The following is a 21027-nucleotide window of genomic DNA, read 5'->3' on the forward strand; positions in this document are numbered from 1 at the left end:
CGCAACGGGAGAGGAAAACCATTATTTTGCGCTGCAACATCACGACAAATGACAAATTCACACGCTTCAGCGATTTTTAACGGCGTTTGAAATCTAATAAATTCAATTAGTTTCAGCTACTTAAATTTTTATGACAGAAAGAATGACCGAAACGCCAGACAATCACCCGCAAAATCTAAGCTTGTGTTTTTCCCGCGTCGCCACATTTTATCCCAATGTCGAAACCAGACTTTCCAAAGCGGACTTACGTTCGCTCTGGTTGTAACGCGGCGTGGGTGGACGCTGCCAAATAGGGGTGACTGATGTGACTGTCGATCAGAACCTATCCTCCCGTATCAATTTGATGCGCATATTGCTGATCTCCGGAATCGTGTTCGTCCATGTGCCGCACGATGCCGAGACCAGCCCGTTTCTTGGCCTTTACGGCTTCTTCGACTGGCTGCGCGTTTTTTTGGGCGATGCCCTGTTCCGCATCGGCGTGCCCTGTCTCAGCGCGATATCCGGTTACCTGCTGTTTCGTCGCGGCATGAGCGGCTTCGATTACCCGGCTACAATACGCTCCAAGTCCAAAACCGTGCTGCTGCCCTTCCTTCTGTGGAACGGTGCGCTGTTTGCCGCCGTGTTGCTGTTCCAGCTGTTCGACGTCGGTGTGGGTTATTTCCCCGACCTGTGGAACGCCAGCCCGCGTGAAATCATCAGCCATGGCACCGCGCTTGAGGAATTGCCGGTCAATGTGCCGCTTTATTTCCTGCGCGACCTGTTCGTCTGCATCCTCCTGTCGCCGGTGCTCGCCTTTCTGATGCGCCGCTTCGCGCTGCCGACGCTCGCCATCCTGCTCTTCATCACCGCCATGCCGGATCTGACGATCTTCATCGTCCAGAAAAAATCCATCCTTTTCAGCTTTTCGCTCGGCATCGCGCTTGCCCTGCACCGCGTCGATGTCAAGGCGCTCGATCCTTACGCCTTGCCGATCATGGCGCTGACCTTTGCAGCGACAGTGACGCTGGCGACGGGCCTCTATTTCACCGGCCCGGAATTCACCTTCTGGCTGAACATGTCGCGCAATCTGCTCGCTGTCTTCGGAGCGCTCGGTTTCTGGGTATCTTCCTCGCTTTTGATCCGCAGCCGGCTTGGCCAGCGCCTTGCCGAAACCGGAAGCCTGAGCTTCTGGATATTCTGCGCCCATTACCCGTTGCTCGTCATCATGTGGATGGTGTGGAACAAGGGCGGGCCGGACTTCTACCCTGCCTTCTACATCAGCGCGACGCTATCCGCCTTCGTCATTCTAATAATCAGCAACGCCCAGACCCGCAAATATCTGCCGTCCCTTTATGGCGTGCTCACCGGAAGCCGAAACGGCAAACGCAGGACGAATGCCGATTTCGCGGCCAAACGCAGCGCCATGATCGGCCCGCCCACATCCGAAACGCTTTATTCGCAACGACAGAGGTGAACCAATGACAACATTTGTCACCCGCGTTCAGACACGCATTCTTCTTGCCGCCGCCCTCTCCGCCACAGCTTTTGCGGCACCGCTTCACGCGCAGGAAGGCAACGGCGCATCCTTCATCGAGAACTTCGACCAGATGGACAGATCCTTCTGGTATGTCTCCGACGGCTGGAACAACGGGGCGCATCAGAACTGCACCTGGTCGAAGAAGCTGGCGACGGTGGAAAATGGCCAGCTGACGCTTGGTTTCGAAGAAGCCAAGGCCGGCGAGCGCAATTTCGCCTGCGGTGAAATCCAGACCAAGGGGCGTTATCGCTACGGCACCTATGAAGCACGGATGAAAGCCGCCACCGGCTCTGGGCTAAACTCCGCCTTCTTCACCTATATCGGCCCGACCGACAAAAAGCCGCATGATGAGATCGACTTCGAGGTTCTGGGCCGGAACACGGGTCAGGTCCAGTTGAACCAGTATATTTCCGCCAAGGGCGGCAATGAAAAACTGGTGCCGGTAGAAGGCGGCGCCGATGCCGGCTTCAACGACTACGCCTTCGTGTGGGAACCGCAGCGCCTGCGTTACTACGTCAATGGCAAGCTCGTCCACGAAGTGACGGACGAGACGAAAATCCCGCAGAACGCCCAGAAGATTTTCTTCAGCCTGTGGGGAACCGACACGCTGAAGGACTGGATGGGCAGGTTTTCTTATGCGGGCGCGACCCAGATGACCGTCGACCGTTTCGCCTTCACGGCGCTCGGCGACAAATGCCAGTTCTCGGAATCCATCGCCTGTGCCCTCAACTGATCCGTCTTTTGCACCGGAACCCCGCATGACCCATGTTCTTTATCTCGCGCATGATCTGTCGGACCCCGCCATTCGGCGGCGGGTGCTGACCTTGCTTGCAGGTGGGGCGCAGGTCACGCTGGCTGGCTTCCAGCGCGGACAGAACCAGCTTGCGGAGATTGAAGGCGTCGTACCCGTCGTGCTTGGGGAAACCGCCGACGGTCAGTTTCTGCAGCGTATGGTGGCGGTGGTGAAAGCCAGCCTCTCGCTCGGCAAGACATTGAGCGGCATCCTCACCCCCGACGTCATTCTAGCCAGAAACCTGGAAATGCTGGCGCTGGCAAAGCGCGCCATGTCGATCTATGCCCGGCAGCCGGCGCTGGTTTACGAATGTCTCGACATTCACCGCCTGCTTCTCAACAAGGGCAAGCCGGGGCAATTGCTGAATGCCGCGCAGCGTTATTTCGCCCGCGACGCCAAGCTGCTGGTGACGAGTTCTCCGGCTTTCGTGGAGCATTATTTCAAGCCGGTCTCCGGCCTTAACCTTCCCGTGCTGCTACAGGAAAACAAGGTCTTGGCGCTCGATACCTCCATCGCAGCTACGCCGCAACCGCGTGCGCCTGCCTCCGGCGAACCGTGGAAAATAGGCTGGTTCGGTGCGCTTCGCTGCCGCAAGTCGCTTGAAATCCTTGCCGACTTCGCAAGGCGCATGGATGGCAAGGTAGAAATCATCCTGCGCGGCCGGCCGGCCCATTCGGAATTTGCGGATTTCGATGGTTTTGTGGCCGCCGCGCCGTATGTGCACTTCCATGGGCCTTATAAAAACCCAGAGGATCTGGCCGAAATCTATAACGAGGTGCAATTCACCTGGGCGATCGACTTTTTCGAGGAAGGTCAGAATTCAAGCTGGCTGCTGCCAAACCGGCTCTATGAAGGCTGCCTTTATGGCATCCTGCCGATCGCGCTTGCCGGCACGGAAACCGCCCGTTTCATCGAAAAGCGCAATATCGGCTTTGTCCTGCAAAACGCGCGGCCGGACGATCTGGCCGCCCTGTTCGACCGAATGAACCCGCAAACCTATGGGAACGCCTTCAGCGTCCTTTCGGTACTGGATCAAAAACAATGGCTGACCGACCGCGATGATTGCCGTCAACTGGTCCAGCACTTGTCCTCGCTTACCACATCCGCTTCCGGCCATGCCCGGCAAGCGCAGTTTTCACCCGTGTAGTGCGTAGGGGGCAAATCATGGAAGGTCTTGGTCATTCCGGCATCAGAACTCTGATCGTCATTCCGTGCCTCAACGAGGCGAAGACGATTGAGGGGCTGCTCAACAAATTCACCGTCGCGATGCAGGGGCGTCGTTTCCGCATCGTCGTTGCCGATGGCGGCAGCACGGATGGAACCCGCGATATCGTTTCCGCCTTTGCGGCGACGGATGACCGCGTCACGCTTCTCGCCAATCCCAAGCGCATCCAGAGCGCAGGTATCAACCTTGCCGTTGCCACCTTCGGCGACGAATTCGACTATATGATCCGCATCGACGCCCATGGCGATTATCCGGACGATTATTGCCAGAGGCTGATCGACGATGCCGAACGCACCGGCGCGGATTCGGTCGTGGTCGCCATGGATACGGTCGGCCACGGCCTGTTCCAGAAGGCGACGGCGATCGCCCAGAATTCCAAGCTCGGCAATGGCGGCTCCAAGCATCGCGAAGGCGCCAAAGGCCACTGGATCGACCACGGCCACCACGCATTGATGCGGATTGCCGCTTTCGATGCGGTCGGCGGTTATGATGAGAGCTTCAGCCATAATGAGGATGCCGAACTGGATTTCCGGCTGCGAAAATCCGGTTTCCGCATCTGGATGACCGACAAGACCCGCATGACCTATTATCCGCGCGCCAGCGTCATGCCCCTCTTCAGGCAATACCTCGCCTATGGCCGCGGCCGGGCGAAGAACCTCTTGAAACATCGCTCGATCCCGAAAATCCGCCAGATGATTCCGCTCGCCGTCCTGCCGGTCTTCATCTTCGCATTGCTGTCGCTCGTGCATTGGGCGGCACTTATTCCGCTCGGCCTCTGGATCGCCGCATGTCTGGGTTATGGCTTGTGGATGGCAATAGGTCAAAAAAATCCATACGGCCCGCTCGCCGCCGTTTCGGCGATGGTGATGCACTTGGCCTGGTCCACCGGCTTCTGGCTGGAACTCCTGAAATTCCGGGGAAGAAAGGCTGTCTCATGATCGACAACACCGTCACCGGCTCACATGATTCGAAAACCGTCGATATCGGCATCTGCACCTACAGACGACCGGCGCTCGTCGCCACACTTCTGTCACTCTTCGAGCTGGAGGTCCCAGAAGGCGTCACGGTTCGCCTGATCGTCGCCGACAATGACGAGGAGCCGAGCGCCAAGGCCAGTGTGGATCGCCTGCGTGAAACCGCGCCCTTCGAAATCACCTATGTCCATTGCCCGAAGTCGAATATTTCGATTGCCCGCAATGCCTGCCTGTCGGAATGCAAGGCGGATTATCTGGCCTTCATCGATGATGACGAGACCGCCCCGCCGCACTGGCTGGCGGCCCTTCTGGAAAAGGCCGACGAGACCGGCGCGGAAACCGTTCTCGGTCCGGTTACGGCGGTTTACCGTGAAAATGCGCCAGCCTGGATGAAACGCGGTGATTTCCACTCGACAGTCCCGGTCTGGGTCAATGGCGAGATCATCACCGGTTACACCTGCAACACGCTTCTCAAGATGGATGCGCCATCGGTAAAGGGTCGTCGCTTCGCGCTGGCGCTCGGCCAGAGCGGCGGTGAGGACACGCATTTCTTCTCGCATCTCCATGCTGCCGGTGGCCGCATCGTCTTTGCGGAAGACGCCGTGCTGTCCGAACCGGTGCCGGAAAATCGCGCAAGCTTCATATGGCTTGCCAAACGCCGCTTCCGTTCCGGCCAGACCCATGGCCGTGTGCTGGCTGAAAAGAAACCCGGCGCACGTCGCGTCATGCAGGTGCTGAAGGCTGGCTCGAAAGTGCTCTATTGCGCAGTCTTTGCCGCGCTCAACGGTTTCAATGCCGTGCGCCGCAACCGCTGTGCGCTGCGGGGCGCGCTGCATATGGGGTCGATGAGCGGCGCCTTCGGCGTGCGCGAAATCCGCCAATATGGCGCGGTGGAGGCGACCTGATGGAAAACCTCGCATCTCAGCCCGATATCAGCTTCGTCATCGCCGCCTATAATGCCGCCGAGACGATTGAAGCCGCCATTCAAAGCGCGCTCGGCCAGCAGGGCGTGACGCTGGAGGTGATTGTCGTGGACGACCGCTCCACCGATGACACCATTTCGCTCGTCGAAACCATTGCCGCCACCGATCCGCGTGTCCGGCTGCTTGCGCTCGAACAGAACCTCGGTCCGGGCGGCGCACGCAATGCCGGCATCGAGGCCGCGACCGGACGCTGGATCGCCGTGCTCGATTCCGACGATGTCATCCGTCCCGAACGCGCCGCCTGCATGATGTGCCGGGCGGATGCCGCCAATGCAGCGATCGCGGTCGACAATCTCGATGTCGTCTACACCGACGGCAGGCCGATGGAGACGATGTTTTCGGAAGAGTTCCTGGAAGAGCGCCCGGTCCTCACCCTTGAGGACTTCATCTCCTCCAACATCCTTTTCCGCTCCACCTTCAATTTCGGCTACATGAAGCCGATGTTCCGGCGCGATTTCCTGAATATGGAGGGACTGCGTTTTCGCGAGGATATCCGCATCGGCGAGGATTATATCCTGCTCGCCTCAGCCCTCGCCGCCGGCGGCCTCTGCGTCATCGAGCCGAAGCCGGGATATGTCTACAATATTCGCGAAGGCTCGATTTCGCGCGTGCTCGAAATTCATCACGTCGAAGCCATGATGCGGGCGGATCAGGAGTTTCTGAGCCACTACGCGCTGCTGCCCGCCGCCATGGACGCGCAGCAGGCCAGAAGCCGCAGCCTGCGGCTGGCGCATAATTTTTTGACATTGGTGGAAGACATCAAGCGTCGCTCGATTATCGGCGCGCTGAAGACCACGATCAGAGATCCTGCCGTGCTGGGGCATTTAAGAATGCCAATCGCCATACGGCTGAGGAGGTTGCGGGACGCGATGTTTGCACCCGCGGCGAATACAGGGGTGAAAAGACAGATTTCGTGAAATTTGTGCGTGGACGAAATCTGCGCGGGGACTGGGGACAGATCAAACCTTGATGAAGGAGAACGCGATGGACCTGAACAAAACTGTCAGAAAAGCCGTCATTCCGGTAGCCGGCAACGGCACGCGGTTTTTGCCCGCCACCAAGGCGATGCCGAAGGAAATGCTGACGATCGTCGACCGGCCGGTCGTGCAATATGCCGTCGATGAGGCCATGCAGGCCGGCATCGAGCATATTATTTTCGTGACGAGCCGCAACAAGACCGCCATCGAAGACTATTTCGACAGCGCACCTGAACTCATCAACACGCTCACCCGCTCGGGCAAGACCGTGCAGGTATTGCAGCTGGAAAAGATGCTGCCCGTCGCCGGCACCGTCAGCTACACCCGCCAGCAGGTGCCGCTCGGTCTTGGCCATGCCGTCTGGTGCGCCCGTGAACTGGTGGGCAAGGAGCCTTTCGCGCTGCTTTTGCCAGACATGGTTTCCTATGGCGCACGCGGCTGCATTGCCGGGCTGATGGAGCTTTACGACGAGGTCGGCGGCAATATTCTCGGTGTCGAGGAATGCCTGCCGGAAGAAGTCTCGTCTTATGGCGTCGTCGGCGTCGGCCAGAAGGTCAGTCACGGTTTTGCGGTCACCGAAATGGTGGAGAAGCCGGAACCATCCAAGGCGCCTTCGAATTATTACCTGAACGGCCGTTACATTCTGCAGCCGGAAATCTTCGATATCCTCGCCAGGCAGGAGCGCGGCGCGGGCAATGAAATCCAGCTGACCGACGGCATGAAGCGGCTTGCCGAAAAGCAGGCCTTCCATGCGCAGAAATATAGCGGTCGCACCTTCGACTGCGGCAGCAAGCAGGGCTTCATCGCCGCCAATGTCGCTTTCTCGCTGATGCGCGCCGACATGGAAGCACAGGTTCTCGCTTCCGTGAAGGAACTGGTCGCGAACCACGAAAGCCGCGTTCGGGCGGCCTGACTTTAATCGCGCCGCCGGGGAGGCGGATGGCGCACCAATAACGGGGGGCGGGAAGGCGAGTTTGGCTCGGCTTCCCGCGTACCATTTTTAATTCACAAGGTAGGTCCATGCACCACAAGACCTTTAAATCCAGCATCGGTTTTCCGGATCCCGGCAAGGATGCCGACACGTTCATCGACCTCGACCGCCTGTGGGCGGCCGTGGTTCGCCGCGCCAATGTCATTGCTGCCTCGGTCATCGCCGCCGTGGTTCTGGCCGGCCTTTATCTGGTGCTTGCGACCCCCGTTTACACCGCGATGACGCAGGTGCTGCTGGATGAAAGCCTTTCGCGTTATGCGGAAGAGGAATCGCCGGTGCCTGCCGCCCAGATCGTAGACAACCGTATTGCCAGCGCCGTGGAAATCCTGAAATCCAAGGAAATGGCGTTGACCGTGGTTGACAAGGCCAAGCTCGATGAGAACGACATCATCGTCAATCCGCCGATGTCGCCGGTCGCACTCGTCAAATCCTCCGTGCGCGGCATCGTCGATCTCGTCCTGCCGGGCGATCCGCCGGTCTCCGAAGCAGCCCTGCGTGCCGGACGCCGCGAAAAGGCCGCCGCCGTGCTGCAGCAATCGCTGACGGTGGAACGTGTCGGCCGCAGTTCGGTCATCGCCATCTCCACCCGCTCAACCGACCGTCAGCTGGCCGCACAAATTGCCAAGACCTATGCGCAGGCTTACCTCACCGAACAGCTGAACGCCAATTTCGATGCGAGCGAGCGTGCTTCCGTGTGGTTGCAGGAACGCATGACCGACCTCAATCAGCGTGCCCAGGCGGCCGAACTGGCGGTGCAGAAATTCAGGTCGGACAATAATATCGTGTCTTCGCGCGGCGAGTTGATGTCGGAAAGCCAGCTTGCCGATCTCAACGGCCAGCTTATCGCCGCGCAGGCGGATGCCGCCACAGCCTCGGCCCGTTATGGTCAGTATAAGTCGATCATCGACCGGGGGCCGGATGCGGCGGTCGACAATGCCGTCGTTTCGGCCCGCGACACCGACAATTCAGTCATTCAGGATCTTCGCAAACGCTATATCACCATTTCCGACCGGCAGCAGGGCGTCGTGCAGCAATTCGGCGCAGACCATCCGCAGGCGGTCGCGCTGGATGGCGAAAAGAAAGAGGTTGCGCGGCAGATTTACCAGGAACTACAACAGCTGACCGGCAGCCTGAAGAACGAATACGAAGTCGCCAATTCCCGCGTGCAGTCGCTGCGCGACAATATTGAAGGCGTTGCAGGCCGCAATTCGCAGGCTAATATCACCATGGTGCAATTGCGCGAACTTGAGCAGCGGGCAACCGCGCTGCGCACCCTCTACCAGTCCTATCTCGGCCGTTTCGAGGAGGCTTCGCAGAAGCAGTCGCTGCCGATCGCCAAGGCCCGCATCATCTCCGAAGCGGGTTTGCCGACCGCACCTTCCAGCCCGAAAAAGACCATGACCATGGCGCTTTCGGTCATTCTCGGTCTGATGCTGGGTGGCGGCATCGCAGCGCTTCTGGAATTCCGCGACCGGTTTTTCCATACCGGCAACGATGTGCGCGACAATCTACGCATGCGTTTTCTGGGCTATCTTCCCTTCATCGGCGAAAGGGGCGTGGAAACGGCCAAACCGGGCAGCAGTGCCGCTACTCCCGGCGGCGAGAATGCCACGCTGGATGAAAGCGGTCAGGTCTCGTTCCAGAAAATGCTGCGCCTTGCGGTCGACAGCCCGCGCTCCAGCTTTGCGGAGACGCTTCGCAACGTGAAGCTGACGGCGGATGTCGTCATTCAGGAACGCCAGTGCCGGGTCATCGGCGTCATCTCCTGCCTGCCCAACGAGGGCAAGTCGGTCGTCGCGCTCAATCTGGCCGGGCTCATCGCCTCCACCGGCAAGCGCACGCTGGTGGTGGATGCCGATATTCGCAACCCCGGCCTCAGCCGCATGTTGACGACACGGCAATCCGCCGGTCTGGTGGAGGTCGTCCTTGACGAAGTTCCGTGGACGCAGGCGGTGAAGGTCGATACCCGCACGAAGATGGGCATCCTGCCGGTTTCCACCAGCAACCAGTTCGCGCATTCGAGCGAGCTTCTCGCCTCCTCCGGCATGCGCAAATTCATCGATCAGGCCCGTGAGGCCTGCGACTATATCATCGTTGACCTTGCACCCGTCGTTCCCGTCATCGACGCGAAGGCGTTTGCGCCGCAGGTGGATGGTTTCGTTTTCGTCACCGAATGGGGCAAGACGCCGATCCAGATGGTGCAGAACCTGATGGCAAACGAACCGCAGATCGCCAACAAGACGCTGGGCATCGTGCTCAACAAGACCGACATGACGGAATTGCAGCGTTATGCCGGCCCCGGCGGTTCGGAGCATTATCACGAAAGCTTCTCGGCCTATTACGGCGACGCCAAGCCGCCTGTGAAGGAAAATGCCTGACAAAAACGGCCCGGGAAACCGGGTCGTTTTTGTTCGATGGAAGTTTAGAACGACTGCCTATGGCATTACCCCGCAAAACTGCGCATTGATGGCGACAACGTCATAGTCAAGCAGGATCAGTTTCATGCCATCACCCATCGCCTTTGTGTCGCGGATGAATGCGGAAGCGGAAGACGTCTGGAAGCACGCGCTTCGCGCCGCCATGCCGGGAGAGGAAATCCTCTCATTTTCCGAATTGAACAATGAGCAAAAACGGGCCGTGGATTTCGCAATCGTCGCCAATCCCGATCCGGCCGACATTGCAGCACTGCCGGGTCTCACATGGATTCACAGTCTTTGGGCCGGCGTCGAACGGCTGGTGCTGGAACTGGGCGACAAGGCGCCGCCCATCGTTCGGTTGAAGGATCCGGAGCTTTCGCGCGTCATGGCCGAAGCCGTGTTGGCATGGACCTATTATCTGCAACGCGACATGCCGGCCTATCGCGACAACCAGCAAAAGGCGCTCTGGCAGGAATTCGACTACCGCCATCCGCGCGAGATGACCATCGGCCTCCTTGGCCTTGGCGCACTCGGGACAGCCGCAGCGGAACGCCTGCTGCACGCGGGCTTCAACGTTGCCGGCTGGAGCCGCTCGGCGAAGGCGATAGAGGGCGTGGAAACGCTGACCGGCGATGACGGGCTGCAGGCACTGCTGGAAAAAAGTGACATCCTCGTCTGTCTCGTGCCGCTCACCGATGCGACACGCGGCCTTCTCGATGCCCGCCGTCTCGCCTCCATGAAAAACAGCGCAGCAATCATCAATTTCGCCCGCGGCGCGGTCATCATTGCCGACGACCTGGTCGCGGCACTCGATTCTGGCCAGCTTTCGCATGCCGTTCTCGATGTCTTCGAGCAGGAGCCGTTGGCTGCGACGTCCCCATTCTGGCGGCATCCGAAGGTCACCGTCCTGCCGCATATTTCCGCACCGACAAGCCGGGAAAGTTCGGCCCGGATCGTCGCCGGCAATGTCGACACATGGCGCAAAACAGGTGCGCTGCCGGAAACGGTCGATATGGCGCGTGGTTACTGACCGCGCGGCAAAATGGCGGCCGCCCTATTCGGCCGCCACCGCTCCGCCCGCATGGGCCAATTCGACAGCCGAGATGATCTGCTGCTCGTCATAGGGCTTGGTCAGCAGCACCGCATTTTCCGGCGCACCTTCAGGCATTTGGCTATCACCCGTCGCAAAAACGACGGCCAGGCCCGGCTTGCGGCGCAAGGCCTCCACCGCCAGTTCGTCGCCCTTCATGTCGGGCAGGCCGATATCGGTGACGAGAACGTCGATATGTTGCGCCTCTACCGCTTTTAGCGCCTGTGCCGCATTTCCGGCCTCGATGACGATGAAGCCGAATTCGGACAGCATCTCCATCGAATTCATCCGGATCAGCTCGTCGTCCTCGACGAGAAGGACGCGTATCATGCTGTTTTCGTTTTCAGAGGACCGCACTGCTTCCGCTGGGTTTGAATGACCCAATGCAGATGCAGGCCGTGCCTTCGACGATGAAACCTGCTTGCGATTGGCGATGACATGGCGGATGCGCCGCGCCAGCGCTTCCCGCGTGTAAGGCTTGGAAAGAAGTTCCACCCCGGCATCCAGCTTGCCGCCATGCACGATGGAATTTTCGGTATAACCCGAGGTGAAGAGGACGGCGAGATTGGGCAGCCGTTCCTGCGCGCGGCGCGCCATTTCCCGGCTTTTCAGGGGACCCGGCATCACCACATCGGTGAAGATGACATCGATCGGGATGCCGCTTTCCACCACCGTCAAACCGGCCTGCGCATCACGGGCGGTGAGCACGCGGTAACCAAGATCGCTCAGCGTCTCGACAACCGTGCCGCGCACCTCCTCGTCGTCCTCCACCACCAGAATGGTTTCCGTTCCGCCCTCGACGGGACCGGTATGGACGATGACCTCCCGATCCTCGTCGGCGGCCGAGCGCGGCAGATACATCTTCACCGTCGTGCCCTGCCCCACCTCGCTATAGATGTTGACGTGGCCGCTGGACTGTTTTGCAAAACCATAGACCATCGAAAGGCCAAGGCCGGTGCCCTTGCCCTCCGGCTTGGTTGAAAAGAACGGCTCGAAGACCTTTTCCAGAATCTCAGCCGACATGCCAGAACCCGTATCCGTCACGGCCAGCATGACATATTGCCCCGCCGAAACCTCGGAATGTTTGCGGGCATAATCACGGTCGAGAACCGCATTGCCGACCTCGATCGTCAGCTTGCCGTGCCCTTCCATGGCATCGCGCGCATTGATCGCCAGATTGAGCAGGGCATTTTCCACCTGGTTGGGGTCGGCATAAGTGTTCCACAAGCCGCCGGAGGTGATGACCTCCACCTCGATCGCTTCACCGAGAGAACGGCGCAGCAGATCATCCATGCCGGTGACAAAACGGGCGATGTTGATGACGCGCGGTTCCAGCGCCTGACGCCTCCCGAAGGCCAGAAGCTGGCTGGCGAGCTTTGCGCCACGATGGACGCCGGCAAGCGCATTGTCCAGCCGCCGCTCGGCCCGCTCATTGCCGATCACATCCTTCGACAGCAATTGCAGATTGCCCGCAATCACCTGAAGCAGATTGTTGAAATCATGCGCCACGCCGCCAGTCAGCTGGCCGATGGATTCCATTTTCTGCGCCTGCTGCAAGGCTCTTTCAGTCTGGCGGCGCTCGGCCATTTCCGTCTCGACGCGGGCTTCAAGACCCTCGTTCAGCTGCCGAAGCTGCTCTTCCGCCCGGATGCGGTGACGAATCTCGCGCTCGAGATTGCTGGCATGCTCCTTGAGAGTGTTTTCCGCCCGTCGCTGTTCGGTAATATCCGTGTGGACACCAACCCATTCGGCAATGGCGCCGGCCTTATCGAAAATCGGCACGCCGCGGATCGCAAAGGTGCGGTAGAGCCCGTCATGGCGGCGCACGCGATGTTCCCACACATAGGTCGCCTTGGCGGAAACCGCCTTTTTCCAGCTTTCGAGCGAATGTTCGCGGTCGTCGGGATGCACCGCTTCAACCCAGCCGGCACCCTGATATTCATCGAAACTCTGCCCGGTCAGCGCGCCCCAGGCGGGCTGCTCCCCCAGCATCCTTCCATCGGCGCTGTTGGTCCACAGCACCCCGTGCACGGCATCCACCGCAGCACGGAAACGATTGTTACTGAGCACGATTTCCTGCTCGGACCGCTTGCGGTCCTCGATATCGATGATCAGCACATAGATGCCGTCGATGGAACCATCGGCGATATAGCGTGGAACATAACGGATTTCGGCAGCGCGGGTGGTGCCGTCCGGCCTGCGGATCATGGTATCGGAAACGATCTTTTCACCGGCAAGCGCCCGGTCAAGATAGGCCCGTCGCGCCTCGAAAAACGCCTCACCGACGATTTCGGGAACGCTGCGGCCGATTACCTCTTCAGCGCTGCGGCCGAACCATTCCAGATACCCGTCATTGGCGAATTTATAGACATAGTCGCGATCAACATATCCCACCAGGATCGGCAGGGCGTTGGTAAGCCGGCTCAGTTCCTTACGGCTCTGCTCCAGCGCCTCCACGGCCTTCACCTTTTCGGTGTTTTCAAGGACGGTGCACAAAACGCCATCCACCGTGCCGCCTTCATTATAGATCGGCGTATAGAACAGATCGAAGATGACCTCTTCCGGCAGGCCATTGCGCATCAGCGTCATCGGCTGGTCACGATAGGCCATGACCTCGCCGCGAAAACCGGCTTCCAGAATGCGGCTGTTCCAGTCCCAGATTTCCGGCCAGATGCCGGGCACGGTCTCACCCAGCGCCCGAGGGTGATAATTGCCGGCGATCTCCGCATAACCGTCATTATAGATCATCACGTGATCCGTGCCCCACATCAGCACCTGCGGAATGGGGGAATTGACGACGGAATTGGCTTTTTGCCTCAGATTTTGTGGCCATTCGCAAATATGACCGAGTGATGTCTTCGACCAGTCAAAGCGGCGCACAAGCTCGCCCGTTTCACCGCCACCGATCGGCCATACCGGGGCAGCACGAAGATTGGTCATTCAACATCACCACAAAAACCGAGAGAAAATCTCCCGTAATACAGAACCGGATAAAAGTCCAAGAAAACAAAAACTTCCGTTTATTATTCCCGGCTTTTCGCAACTTCGGAAAAGTTCCATTTTCTTTCAGGGCGTCAGCAGGGCATCCGGCAAGGCTGCGGAACATCGCCGCCCAATGTCGCAAATTTTGCACCTGCACCCGCCGCAGCGGGCAATTGCCGGGCAATTGATTGACAATTGCCATCCTCAATACGCCAGAAATTGCCGCAAACGGAATGGCAACAAAGCAATTATTAACGCTCAATACAGGCGCTGACGGTCGCGGTGCCGTTCGCACGCGGGTCTTCGCCACACCGCGACCAGAGGGAACAACAATGAAAATACTTTTGGGTGCCACAATACTTTCCGCCGGCTTCGCCTTTTCAGGCGGCGTAGCCTTTGCCGCCGACTGTGGAAACGTGACCATCGCCAGCATGAACTGGCAATCCGCCGAAGTCGCCGCCAATCTCGACAAATTCATTCTTGAAAATGGCTATGGATGTTCCGCCGAAATCGTCACCGGCGACACCGTGCCGACATTGACCTCCATGGCCGAAAAGGGTCAGCCGGATATCGCCCCTGAAGCCTGGGTCAGTCTGCAGCCGGAAATCGTCAAACAGGGGCTGGAAGGCGGCAAGGTTGTCGCGGCCGCCAAGATCCTGTCGGATGGCGCCGTTCAGGGCTGGTGGATTCCGAAATATCTGGCCGACGCCAATCCCGACCTCAAGACCATTCCGGACCTTTTCAAACATCCCGAACTTTTCCCCGCGCCCGAGGACAAGGCGAAGGGCGCGGTCTATAATGGCCCGCAGGGCTGGGGTGGCACCGTCGTCACCGCCCAATTGTTCAAGGCGTTCGGTGGTGAAAAAGCCGGCTTCACCCTGGTCGATACCGGTTCTGCAGCGGGTCTCGACGGCTCCGTCGCCAAGGCTTACGAGGCAAAGCAGCCGTGGGTCGGTTATTACTGGGCGCCCACCTCGCTGCTCGGCAAATATGAGATGGTGAAGCTCGGCTTCGGCACCGAATATGATGCGGCTGAATGGAAGCGCTGTACATCGGTTGCCGATTGCGCCGATCCGAAGCCGAACGCGTGGCCGATCGACGACGTGCAGACGCTGGTGAGCAAGACCTTTGCCGATCGTGCCGGTCCGGCCATGGACTATCTGAACAAGCGCGCATGGACCAATGCCACCGTCAACAAGCTGATTGCGTGGATGACGGACAACCAGGCGACCGGCGAAGACGGCGCCAAACAGTTCCTGAAGGAAAACGAAGCCCTCTGGACGGGCTGGGTGTCTCCTGACGTCGCGCAGAAGGTCAAGGCCGCTCTTTAAAGACGGCGACATATCTTTCCGACAGAAGGCGTCCGCCAATGGCGGCGCCAAGTCGCATCACTGCCGAAATTCCATCCGGTTTTCGTAAGGGCACGATGCGCTTAACAAGATGGAGCGTCCCGTCTGGCATAAGCACAGACTTGCGGCGCTCTGGCGATTTTACTCCCGGAGTGCGGAGGATTTGGATCCCCGCCTCCGGTTCGTCATGGAGAACAGGATATGGATTGGCTTTTCAAATTTCCGGCCATGAATGACGATGCTCTGCGCGCGCTGAAAAAAGTGATCGACGAGGGGTTCCGGGCATTTACCCGAACCTATGGTGGCGCAATCGAGGGGCTTTTCACCCCCCTCCAGAGCTTCCTCATCTGGGCGGAAAGGCTTTTGATCGGCGCGCCCTGGCCGGTCGTTATTCTTATTGTCGGCGTGCTCGCCTGGTTCGCCAGCCGCAGCGCCACCATTGTTGCCCTCTGTTGCGGCATCCTCTTCGCCATCGGCTGGTTCGGCATGTGGGAAGACACGATGAAGACGATTTCGATGATCTTCGTCTGCGCCGTGCTGTCCATCCTCGTCGGCCTGCCGATCGGCATCGCCATGGCGCGCTCCAACCGGCTGCAGAACGTGGTCAATCCCGTTCTCGACGTGATGCAGACGATGCCGAGTTTCGTCTATCTCATTCCCGTCGTCATGCTGCTCGGCATCGGTCGCGTTCCCGGCGTCATCGCCGTCGTGATCTACGCCATTCCGCCGATGATCCGGCTCACCAATCTCGGCATCCGCATGGTCGACCACGATGTGCTGGAGGCGGCAGATGCCTTCGGTTCATCGAAGCGCCAGAAGCTCTTCAAGGTGCAGCTGCCGCTGGCGCTCCCCACCATCATGGCCGGCATCAACCAGACCATCATGATGGCGCTTGCCATGGTCGTCATCGCCTCCATGATCGGCGTGCAGGGCCTTGGTCAACCGGTGCTGAAGGCCATCGCCAACCAGTATTTTACGCTCGGCGTGTTCAACGGGCTTGCCATTGTCGGCATCGCCATCATCTTCGACCGCATCAGCCAGGCCTATGGCCTTCGCCTGCAAAAACACCGGGAAGCGGCGCATGGCTAGTCAATCGATCGAAATTCGCAGCCTCTACAAGATTTTCGGCTCCAAGGCGGCAGATTTTGTCGAACCCGTCAAAGCCGGCATGTCCAAGACGGAACTCAACGCCAAACATGGCCATGTGCTCGGCCTGCGTGATATCAACATCACCATGCCGGGCGGACAGATCACCGTCATCATGGGCCTTTCCGGCTCCGGCAAATCGACGCTGATCCGCCACGTCAACCGGCTGATCGACCCGACGGCCGGCGAAATCCTCTACGGCGGAACTGATGTCTGCCGCCTGAATGAAGCAGAGCTTCTGGAATTTCGCCGCCACAAGACGGCGATGGTGTTCCAGAAATTCGGCCTCCTGCCGCATCGCAACGTGCTGCAGAATGTCGTCTATGGCCTGGAGGTGCAGGGCATCGACAAGCGCGAGCGGGAAGAACGGGCCGAAGTCTGGATCAGGCGAGTGGGGCTGGAAGGGTTTTCCAGCCATTATCCGAACCAGCTTTCCGGCGGCATGCAGCAGCGCGTTGGCCTTGCCCGGGCGCTGACCAACAATGCCGAAATCCTTCTGATGGACGAAGCCTATTCGGCGCTCGATCCGCTGATCCGTGTCGACATGCAGACGGTGCTCCTGGAATTGCAGAAGGAGTTGAAGAAGACCGTCGTCTTCATCACCCACGATCTCGATGAGGCGCTGCGGCTGGGGGACAAGATCGCCATTCTGCGTGACGGCGAAATCATCCAGCAGGGCACGGCGGCCGAAATCGTCATGTCGCCGGCCGACAGCTATATCGAGGCCTTCGTCGAGGAGGTCAATCGCGGCAAAGTCATCCGTCTCGGCGCCATCCTCCAGCCGGAGTTTTCCGGCCAGTCGCGGCTTCAGCTCGATGCGGATATGACGGTTGAAGAGGGCCTGCGCGCGCTCGTGCGGGAAAATGTCAGCAGCGCTGTGATCGTCGGGGAAAACGGCAAGGTGCTTGGCTCCGTTACCACGGATGCCATCATGCGCTGCCTCGTCAGAACTGCCTCCGGCGAGGAAGCGGGGATGGCGGAACGACTTTCAGGCTGAACCTTCAAGCCATCTGGCCATGCCCTTCGCCGCCGCCTTGCCGGTGGCGAAACAGGCCGTTAGCAAATATCCGCCGGTCGGCGCTTCCCAGTCCAGCATTTCCCCGGCAGCGAATATGCCGGGGAGCTTTTGCAGCATGTAGTTTTCATCGAGACCGCTCCAGACAATACCGCCTGCCGATGAAATCGCCTCGTCAATCGGTCTTGGCCGCGAGAGCGGTATTTCCGCATGTTTCATTCTCGCGGCAACGAAATCATCCGGTATAGCCGCTATATCGGGAAAGATTTCCCGCAGCAGTCCGACCTTGACGGCGGAGAGACCGGCGGCCTTGCGCATGCGGTTTGCGAAACTCTCCTTCCGCCCGAGCTTCGCCAGGTCCCTGCTGAGCCGTTCCACCGTGCGTCCCGGTGCCAGATCGACGGCGAGCGAGACCTTGGCCGCCTGTTCCAGCCGGTCGCGCAACGCAGCTGAATGGGCATAAACCACGCTGCCCTCGATGCCGTGTTTCGTGATCACGAACTCGCCCTGAAAGGCTCCGGCCGGCGAAATGGTGATGGTGGATTTCACCGCCTCACCCGCAAACCGCTCTCGGAAGACATCGCTCCATTCGACATCGAAACCACAATTGGCGGGACGGAACGGAGAAAACTCCACGCCTTGAGCCGCCAGCATCGGAACCCACGCGGCATCGGACCCCAGACGCGGCCAGCTTGCACCGCCGAGCGCCAGAAGCACGGCATCGGCCTCGACTTCAACCGCGCCTGCCGGCGTCTCAAAAACCAGTCGATCGCCGGAAAAACCTGTCCAGCGATGCCGTGTCCTGATGGTAACGCCTTGCACTTCCAGCCGGGCGAGCCAGGCGCGCAGCAGCGGCGAGGCTTTCATGGCCTTGGGAAATACCCGGCCCGATGTGCCGACAAAAGTCTCCTGCCCCAGCCCATGCACCCAGTCGCGCAGCATGTCAGGCGTAAAATCGTCGAGAGCGGCGCGCAGCCTCGGTTCGGCATCGCCAAAACGACGGCGGAAACTGTCGTAGTCTTCGGCATGGGTGATGTTGAGACCGGATTTGCCAGCCATCAGCAATTTGCGCGCCACGGTTGGCATCGCCTCGAACACGGTTACAATATGGCCTGCAGCCGAGAGCATTTCGGCTGCCATCAACCCAGCCGGCCCACCGCCGATAATCGCGACCTGCCTCGCCTTCGCCAAAACCCTCTCCATCACCATCTTCGCCATTGAGAGCCTTATACCGATTTCCGGATGCGAATATATGCGATATTGAACGGCCATGTTCACGCTCGACCGCCCCGTTACCTTTTCACAGGATATCAAGAAAAGCCGCTTCATCGCCTTTGCCGCGCCGATAACCGGCGAAGAGGACGCAAAAAGCTTCCTCGTGGCGCATTCGGACCTCGATGCCAACCACAATTGCTGGGCGTGGCGCTGCGGCCAGACCTATCGTTTCAGCGATGACGGCGAACCCTCGGGCACGGCAGGTAAACCGATTCTTCAGGCCATTGACGGTCAGACGCTGGATAATGTCGCCGTTCTCGTCATCCGCTGGTTCGGCGGCATCCTGCTCGGCAGCGGCGGGCTGATGCGCGCCTATGGCGGCACGGCGGCGGCCTGCCTTCGCCTCGGTGAAACCTCGCCCGTCATCGCCTATGTCAGCGCCACGCTGAGTTGCCCCTTCTCCGATCTGGCGCTGGTAAAATCGCGCCTTTCCGCCACGCAGAACCTGCGGCTGGAGAGGGAGGATTTCACCGGCACCGGTGCGGATATGCAGCTCTCGGTTCCGGCCGAGGAAGCCGAACGGCTCACCCGGCTTTTAAGCGACCTGACCAGCGGACGCGTCAATCTCCATATTCCCGACTAGCACGCCTGTCCGAATGCGAGATTCGTGCTAAAGAAGCGCCATGTCATCTGAGCTTTCCAACCCCATCTACAATCCGCCGCTCGAACCCTGGCTCACCATTGTCCACCGGGATGATGATCTGCTGGTGTTGGACAAGCCGAGCGGGCTTCTGTCCGTGCCGGGGCGCGATCCGGCGCTCTTCGATAGCCTGATGACGCGGGTGCAGAAACAGTTTCCGAAAGCGCTGATGATCAACCGGCTGGACAAGGACACATCAGGCATCGTGCTGATGTCGTTGAACCGGCGGGCACACGCGGCAGTCGCCGCCCAGTTCGAAAACCGTGAGACACGCAAATCCTATGTGGCCGTCGTCTGGGGAGAAATCGCGGGCGAAGCGGGCGAGGTGGACCTGCCGCTGGCGATCGACCCTGACAACAAGCCCCGCCATCGCGTGGACCATGAAAACGGCAAGCCGGCGCAAAGCCTTTGGCGGGTGCTGGAACGATTGCCGCTTCCGGCAACGCGGCTGGTACTCACGCCCCTCACCGGCCGCACGCACCAATTGCGGGTGCATATGAAGGCGCTCGGCCATCCGATCCTCGGCGATGAATTTTATGCCGAGGGCGAGGCGCTCGCCGCCGCCCCGCGCCTGATGCTGCATGCGCAGGAAGTCGGCTTTCGCCATCCCGATGGCCGTGACGTCACTTATACCGTGCCCTGCCCGTTCTGAGGCCTGTGATGAAAGAACAAGACGAAAGCTTCGTGGTGGATTTTGTCGGCGGTGCGGTCGGGCACCGTTTCCGCTCCGGGGAAGGGCGTGGACAGGCCCTGCCCAAAGCCGCCGGTTTTACGAAGGGCCGCACGCCAAAAATCGTCGATGCCACGGCGGGGCTGGGGCGGGATGCGTTCCTGCTTGCGTCGCTCGGAGCGGAGGTTACGCTCATTGAACGCTCACCGGGCATGCACGCCTATCTCGCGGACGGTATTCGCCGCGCATTGGAAGCAGGCGGCGCCTATGCCGAGGCGGCAGCGCGCATGAGGCTGCTGCAGGGCGATTCACGCCAGCTGTTGCAAGAACTTTCACCCGAGGTGGTGATCGTCGACCCCATGCATCCGCCGCGCCACAACACGGCGCTGGTGAAAAAGGAAATGCGGGTGCTGAGAGAACTGGTGGGTTCCGATCCCGATCAGGTAGAACTGATGGAGGCGGCGCTTGAACATGCAACGAAGCGGGTGGTTCTGAAATGGCCGCTGCGCGCCGAGCCGATGCCGGGCATTCGCAAGCCCTCGCATCAGATAATCGGCAAGAATACCCGTTATGATGTCTTCATGATTTTCGGGAAATCAACCGAGCCGGAGGAATGATCAGCGGAAGCTGGGCTTGCGCTGTGCATTCATCAGAAGCTCGTGCCGCGAGGCGAATTCGCCGAACAGTTTTCTGAGCCGCGTCTCTTCGGTCTTGTCCAGCCGGTAACGACGGCAGAATTCCGCAACGTTCAGGATCGGCTTCGGCCGGTTCCCGTCTACGCTCCTGTTATCGATGATCTGCATGGCATCCTCCTTCAACCAGAGGGAAAACGTGACGGCGCGCTTGCGGTTCCTTATGAATTCGCATGGATGAGAAAAGGTCTTGCGGCAGCACACGGCCTCATCAAGTTTTCTTGAAACTATCGCAGGAAACGAAATCCTCCCCAAATGGTTCTCTGCATGACGTAAACGAAGGAAGGGAGAC

19 protein-coding genes are annotated in these 21027 nt (G+C 59.6%); 15 read left to right on the forward strand and 4 right to left on the reverse strand.

Annotated elements, in window-relative coordinates; translation table 11 throughout:
• Positions 1 to 304: 304 nt before the first annotated feature.
• The 9 genes from FCH38_RS18460 (at position 305) to FCH38_RS18500 (ending at position 10906) form a co-directional block, all read left to right on the forward strand.
• Positions 305 to 1453: an acyltransferase gene (locus FCH38_RS18460; RefSeq protein ID WP_336510809.1), complete on the forward strand. Its 1149-nt coding sequence runs from the start codon at positions 305 to 307 to the stop codon at positions 1451 to 1453.
• A 4-nt stretch (positions 1454 to 1457) separates the two neighbouring features.
• A complete protein-coding gene (locus FCH38_RS18465; RefSeq protein ID WP_174374674.1) occupies positions 1458 to 2249 on the forward strand; it encodes a family 16 glycosylhydrolase in 792 nt (263 codons plus the stop codon).
• Between the two features lie 25 nt (positions 2250 to 2274).
• Entirely contained in the window at positions 2275 to 3456 is a 1182-nt protein-coding gene (locus FCH38_RS18470) for a glycosyl transferase family 1 (RefSeq protein ID WP_174374675.1), read from the forward strand.
• 17 nt (positions 3457 to 3473) lie between these two features.
• Complete coding sequence (locus FCH38_RS18475; protein ID WP_174374676.1) at positions 3474 to 4472, forward strand: glycosyltransferase family 2 protein; 999 nt, start codon at positions 3474 to 3476, stop codon at positions 4470 to 4472.
• The gene (locus FCH38_RS18480; RefSeq protein WP_174374677.1) at positions 4469 to 5413 is read left to right on the forward strand and encodes a glycosyltransferase; all 945 of its coding nucleotides are present in this window, start codon (positions 4469 to 4471) and stop codon (positions 5411 to 5413) included. Before FCH38_RS18475 ends, FCH38_RS18480 begins: the two co-directional genes overlap by 4 nt.
• Positions 5413 to 6408 carry a glycosyltransferase family 2 protein gene (locus FCH38_RS18485; protein ID WP_174374678.1) on the forward strand — a complete coding sequence of 332 codons (996 nt, stop codon included), beginning with the start codon at positions 5413 to 5415 and terminating at the stop codon, positions 6406 to 6408. Before FCH38_RS18480 ends, FCH38_RS18485 begins: the two co-directional genes overlap by 1 nt.
• Positions 6409 to 6475: 67 nt before the next feature.
• Positions 6476 to 7381, forward strand: a complete 906-nt coding sequence (locus FCH38_RS18490; protein WP_174374679.1) for a UTP--glucose-1-phosphate uridylyltransferase — start codon at positions 6476 to 6478, stop codon at positions 7379 to 7381.
• 107 nt (positions 7382 to 7488) lie between these two features.
• Positions 7489 to 9837, forward strand: coding sequence for a polysaccharide biosynthesis tyrosine autokinase (locus FCH38_RS18495; protein WP_174374680.1), 2349 nt, complete (start codon positions 7489 to 7491; stop codon positions 9835 to 9837).
• A 124-nt stretch (positions 9838 to 9961) separates the two neighbouring features.
• Positions 9962 to 10906 carry a 2-hydroxyacid dehydrogenase gene (locus FCH38_RS18500; protein ID WP_174374681.1) on the forward strand — a complete coding sequence of 315 codons (945 nt, stop codon included), beginning with the start codon at positions 9962 to 9964 and terminating at the stop codon, positions 10904 to 10906.
• 24 nt (positions 10907 to 10930) lie between these two features.
• On the opposite strand, the gene FCH38_RS18505 is transcribed toward FCH38_RS18500, so the two are convergent.
• Complete coding sequence (locus tag FCH38_RS18505; protein ID WP_174374682.1) at positions 10931 to 13906, reverse strand: PAS domain-containing protein; 2976 nt, start codon at positions 13904 to 13906, stop codon at positions 10931 to 10933.
• Positions 13860 to 14381 (reverse strand): hypothetical protein, encoded by a 522-nt coding sequence (locus FCH38_RS18510; protein WP_174374604.1) that lies wholly within the window; start codon positions 14379 to 14381, stop codon positions 13860 to 13862. Before FCH38_RS18510 ends, FCH38_RS18505 begins: the two co-directional genes overlap by 47 nt.
• On the opposite strand from FCH38_RS18510, the gene FCH38_RS18515 reads away from it, so the two are divergent.
• The 3 genes from FCH38_RS18515 to FCH38_RS18525 all read left to right on the forward strand — a co-directional run bounded on the left by FCH38_RS18515 (position 14281) and on the right by FCH38_RS18525 (position 17440).
• Positions 14281 to 15279 carry an ABC transporter substrate-binding protein gene (locus tag FCH38_RS18515; protein WP_149901244.1) on the forward strand — a complete coding sequence of 333 codons (999 nt, stop codon included), beginning with the start codon at positions 14281 to 14283 and terminating at the stop codon, positions 15277 to 15279. The genes FCH38_RS18510 and FCH38_RS18515 overlap by 101 nt on opposite strands.
• A 219-nt stretch (positions 15280 to 15498) precedes the next feature.
• Positions 15499 to 16386 (forward strand): ABC transporter permease, encoded by an 888-nt coding sequence (locus FCH38_RS18520; RefSeq protein WP_174374683.1) that lies wholly within the window; start codon positions 15499 to 15501, stop codon positions 16384 to 16386.
• Positions 16379 to 17440: a quaternary amine ABC transporter ATP-binding protein gene (locus FCH38_RS18525; protein ID WP_174374684.1), complete on the forward strand. Its 1062-nt coding sequence runs from the start codon at positions 16379 to 16381 to the stop codon at positions 17438 to 17440. The genes FCH38_RS18520 and FCH38_RS18525 overlap by 8 nt, the downstream gene beginning before the upstream one ends.
• On the opposite strand, the gene FCH38_RS18530 is transcribed toward FCH38_RS18525, so the two are convergent.
• A complete protein-coding gene (locus tag FCH38_RS18530; protein WP_174374685.1) occupies positions 17432 to 18676 on the reverse strand; it encodes a TIGR03862 family flavoprotein in 1245 nt (414 codons plus the stop codon). The genes FCH38_RS18525 and FCH38_RS18530 overlap by 9 nt on opposite strands.
• Before the next feature lie 52 nt (positions 18677 to 18728).
• Between FCH38_RS18530 and FCH38_RS18535 the strand changes: the two genes are divergently transcribed.
• Genes FCH38_RS18535 through FCH38_RS18545 form a run of 3 tightly spaced genes read left to right on the forward strand, consistent with a single transcriptional unit; the run spans position 18729 to position 20660 of the window.
• Positions 18729 to 19316, forward strand: a complete 588-nt coding sequence (locus tag FCH38_RS18535; RefSeq protein ID WP_153515710.1) for an IMPACT family protein — start codon at positions 18729 to 18731, stop codon at positions 19314 to 19316.
• A gap of 40 nt (positions 19317 to 19356) precedes the next feature.
• On the forward strand, positions 19357 to 20025 hold the full coding sequence (locus FCH38_RS18540; protein ID WP_153515709.1) for a pseudouridine synthase: 669 nt from the start codon (positions 19357 to 19359) through the stop codon (positions 20023 to 20025).
• 8 nt (positions 20026 to 20033) lie between these two features.
• A complete protein-coding gene (locus FCH38_RS18545) occupies positions 20034 to 20660 on the forward strand; it encodes a class I SAM-dependent methyltransferase (protein ID WP_153515708.1) in 627 nt (208 codons plus the stop codon).
• Here the strand turns inward: FCH38_RS18545 and FCH38_RS18550 are convergent, their stop codons facing one another.
• Entirely contained in the window at positions 20661 to 20846 is a 186-nt protein-coding gene (locus tag FCH38_RS18550; protein ID WP_153515707.1) for a hypothetical protein, read from the reverse strand. It lies immediately after the preceding gene.
• Positions 20847 to 21027 lie beyond the last annotated feature (181 nt).

This window comes from Agrobacterium tumefaciens (genome assembly GCF_013337285.1).
Taxonomy (GTDB): domain Bacteria; phylum Pseudomonadota; class Alphaproteobacteria; order Rhizobiales; family Rhizobiaceae; genus Agrobacterium; species Agrobacterium burrii.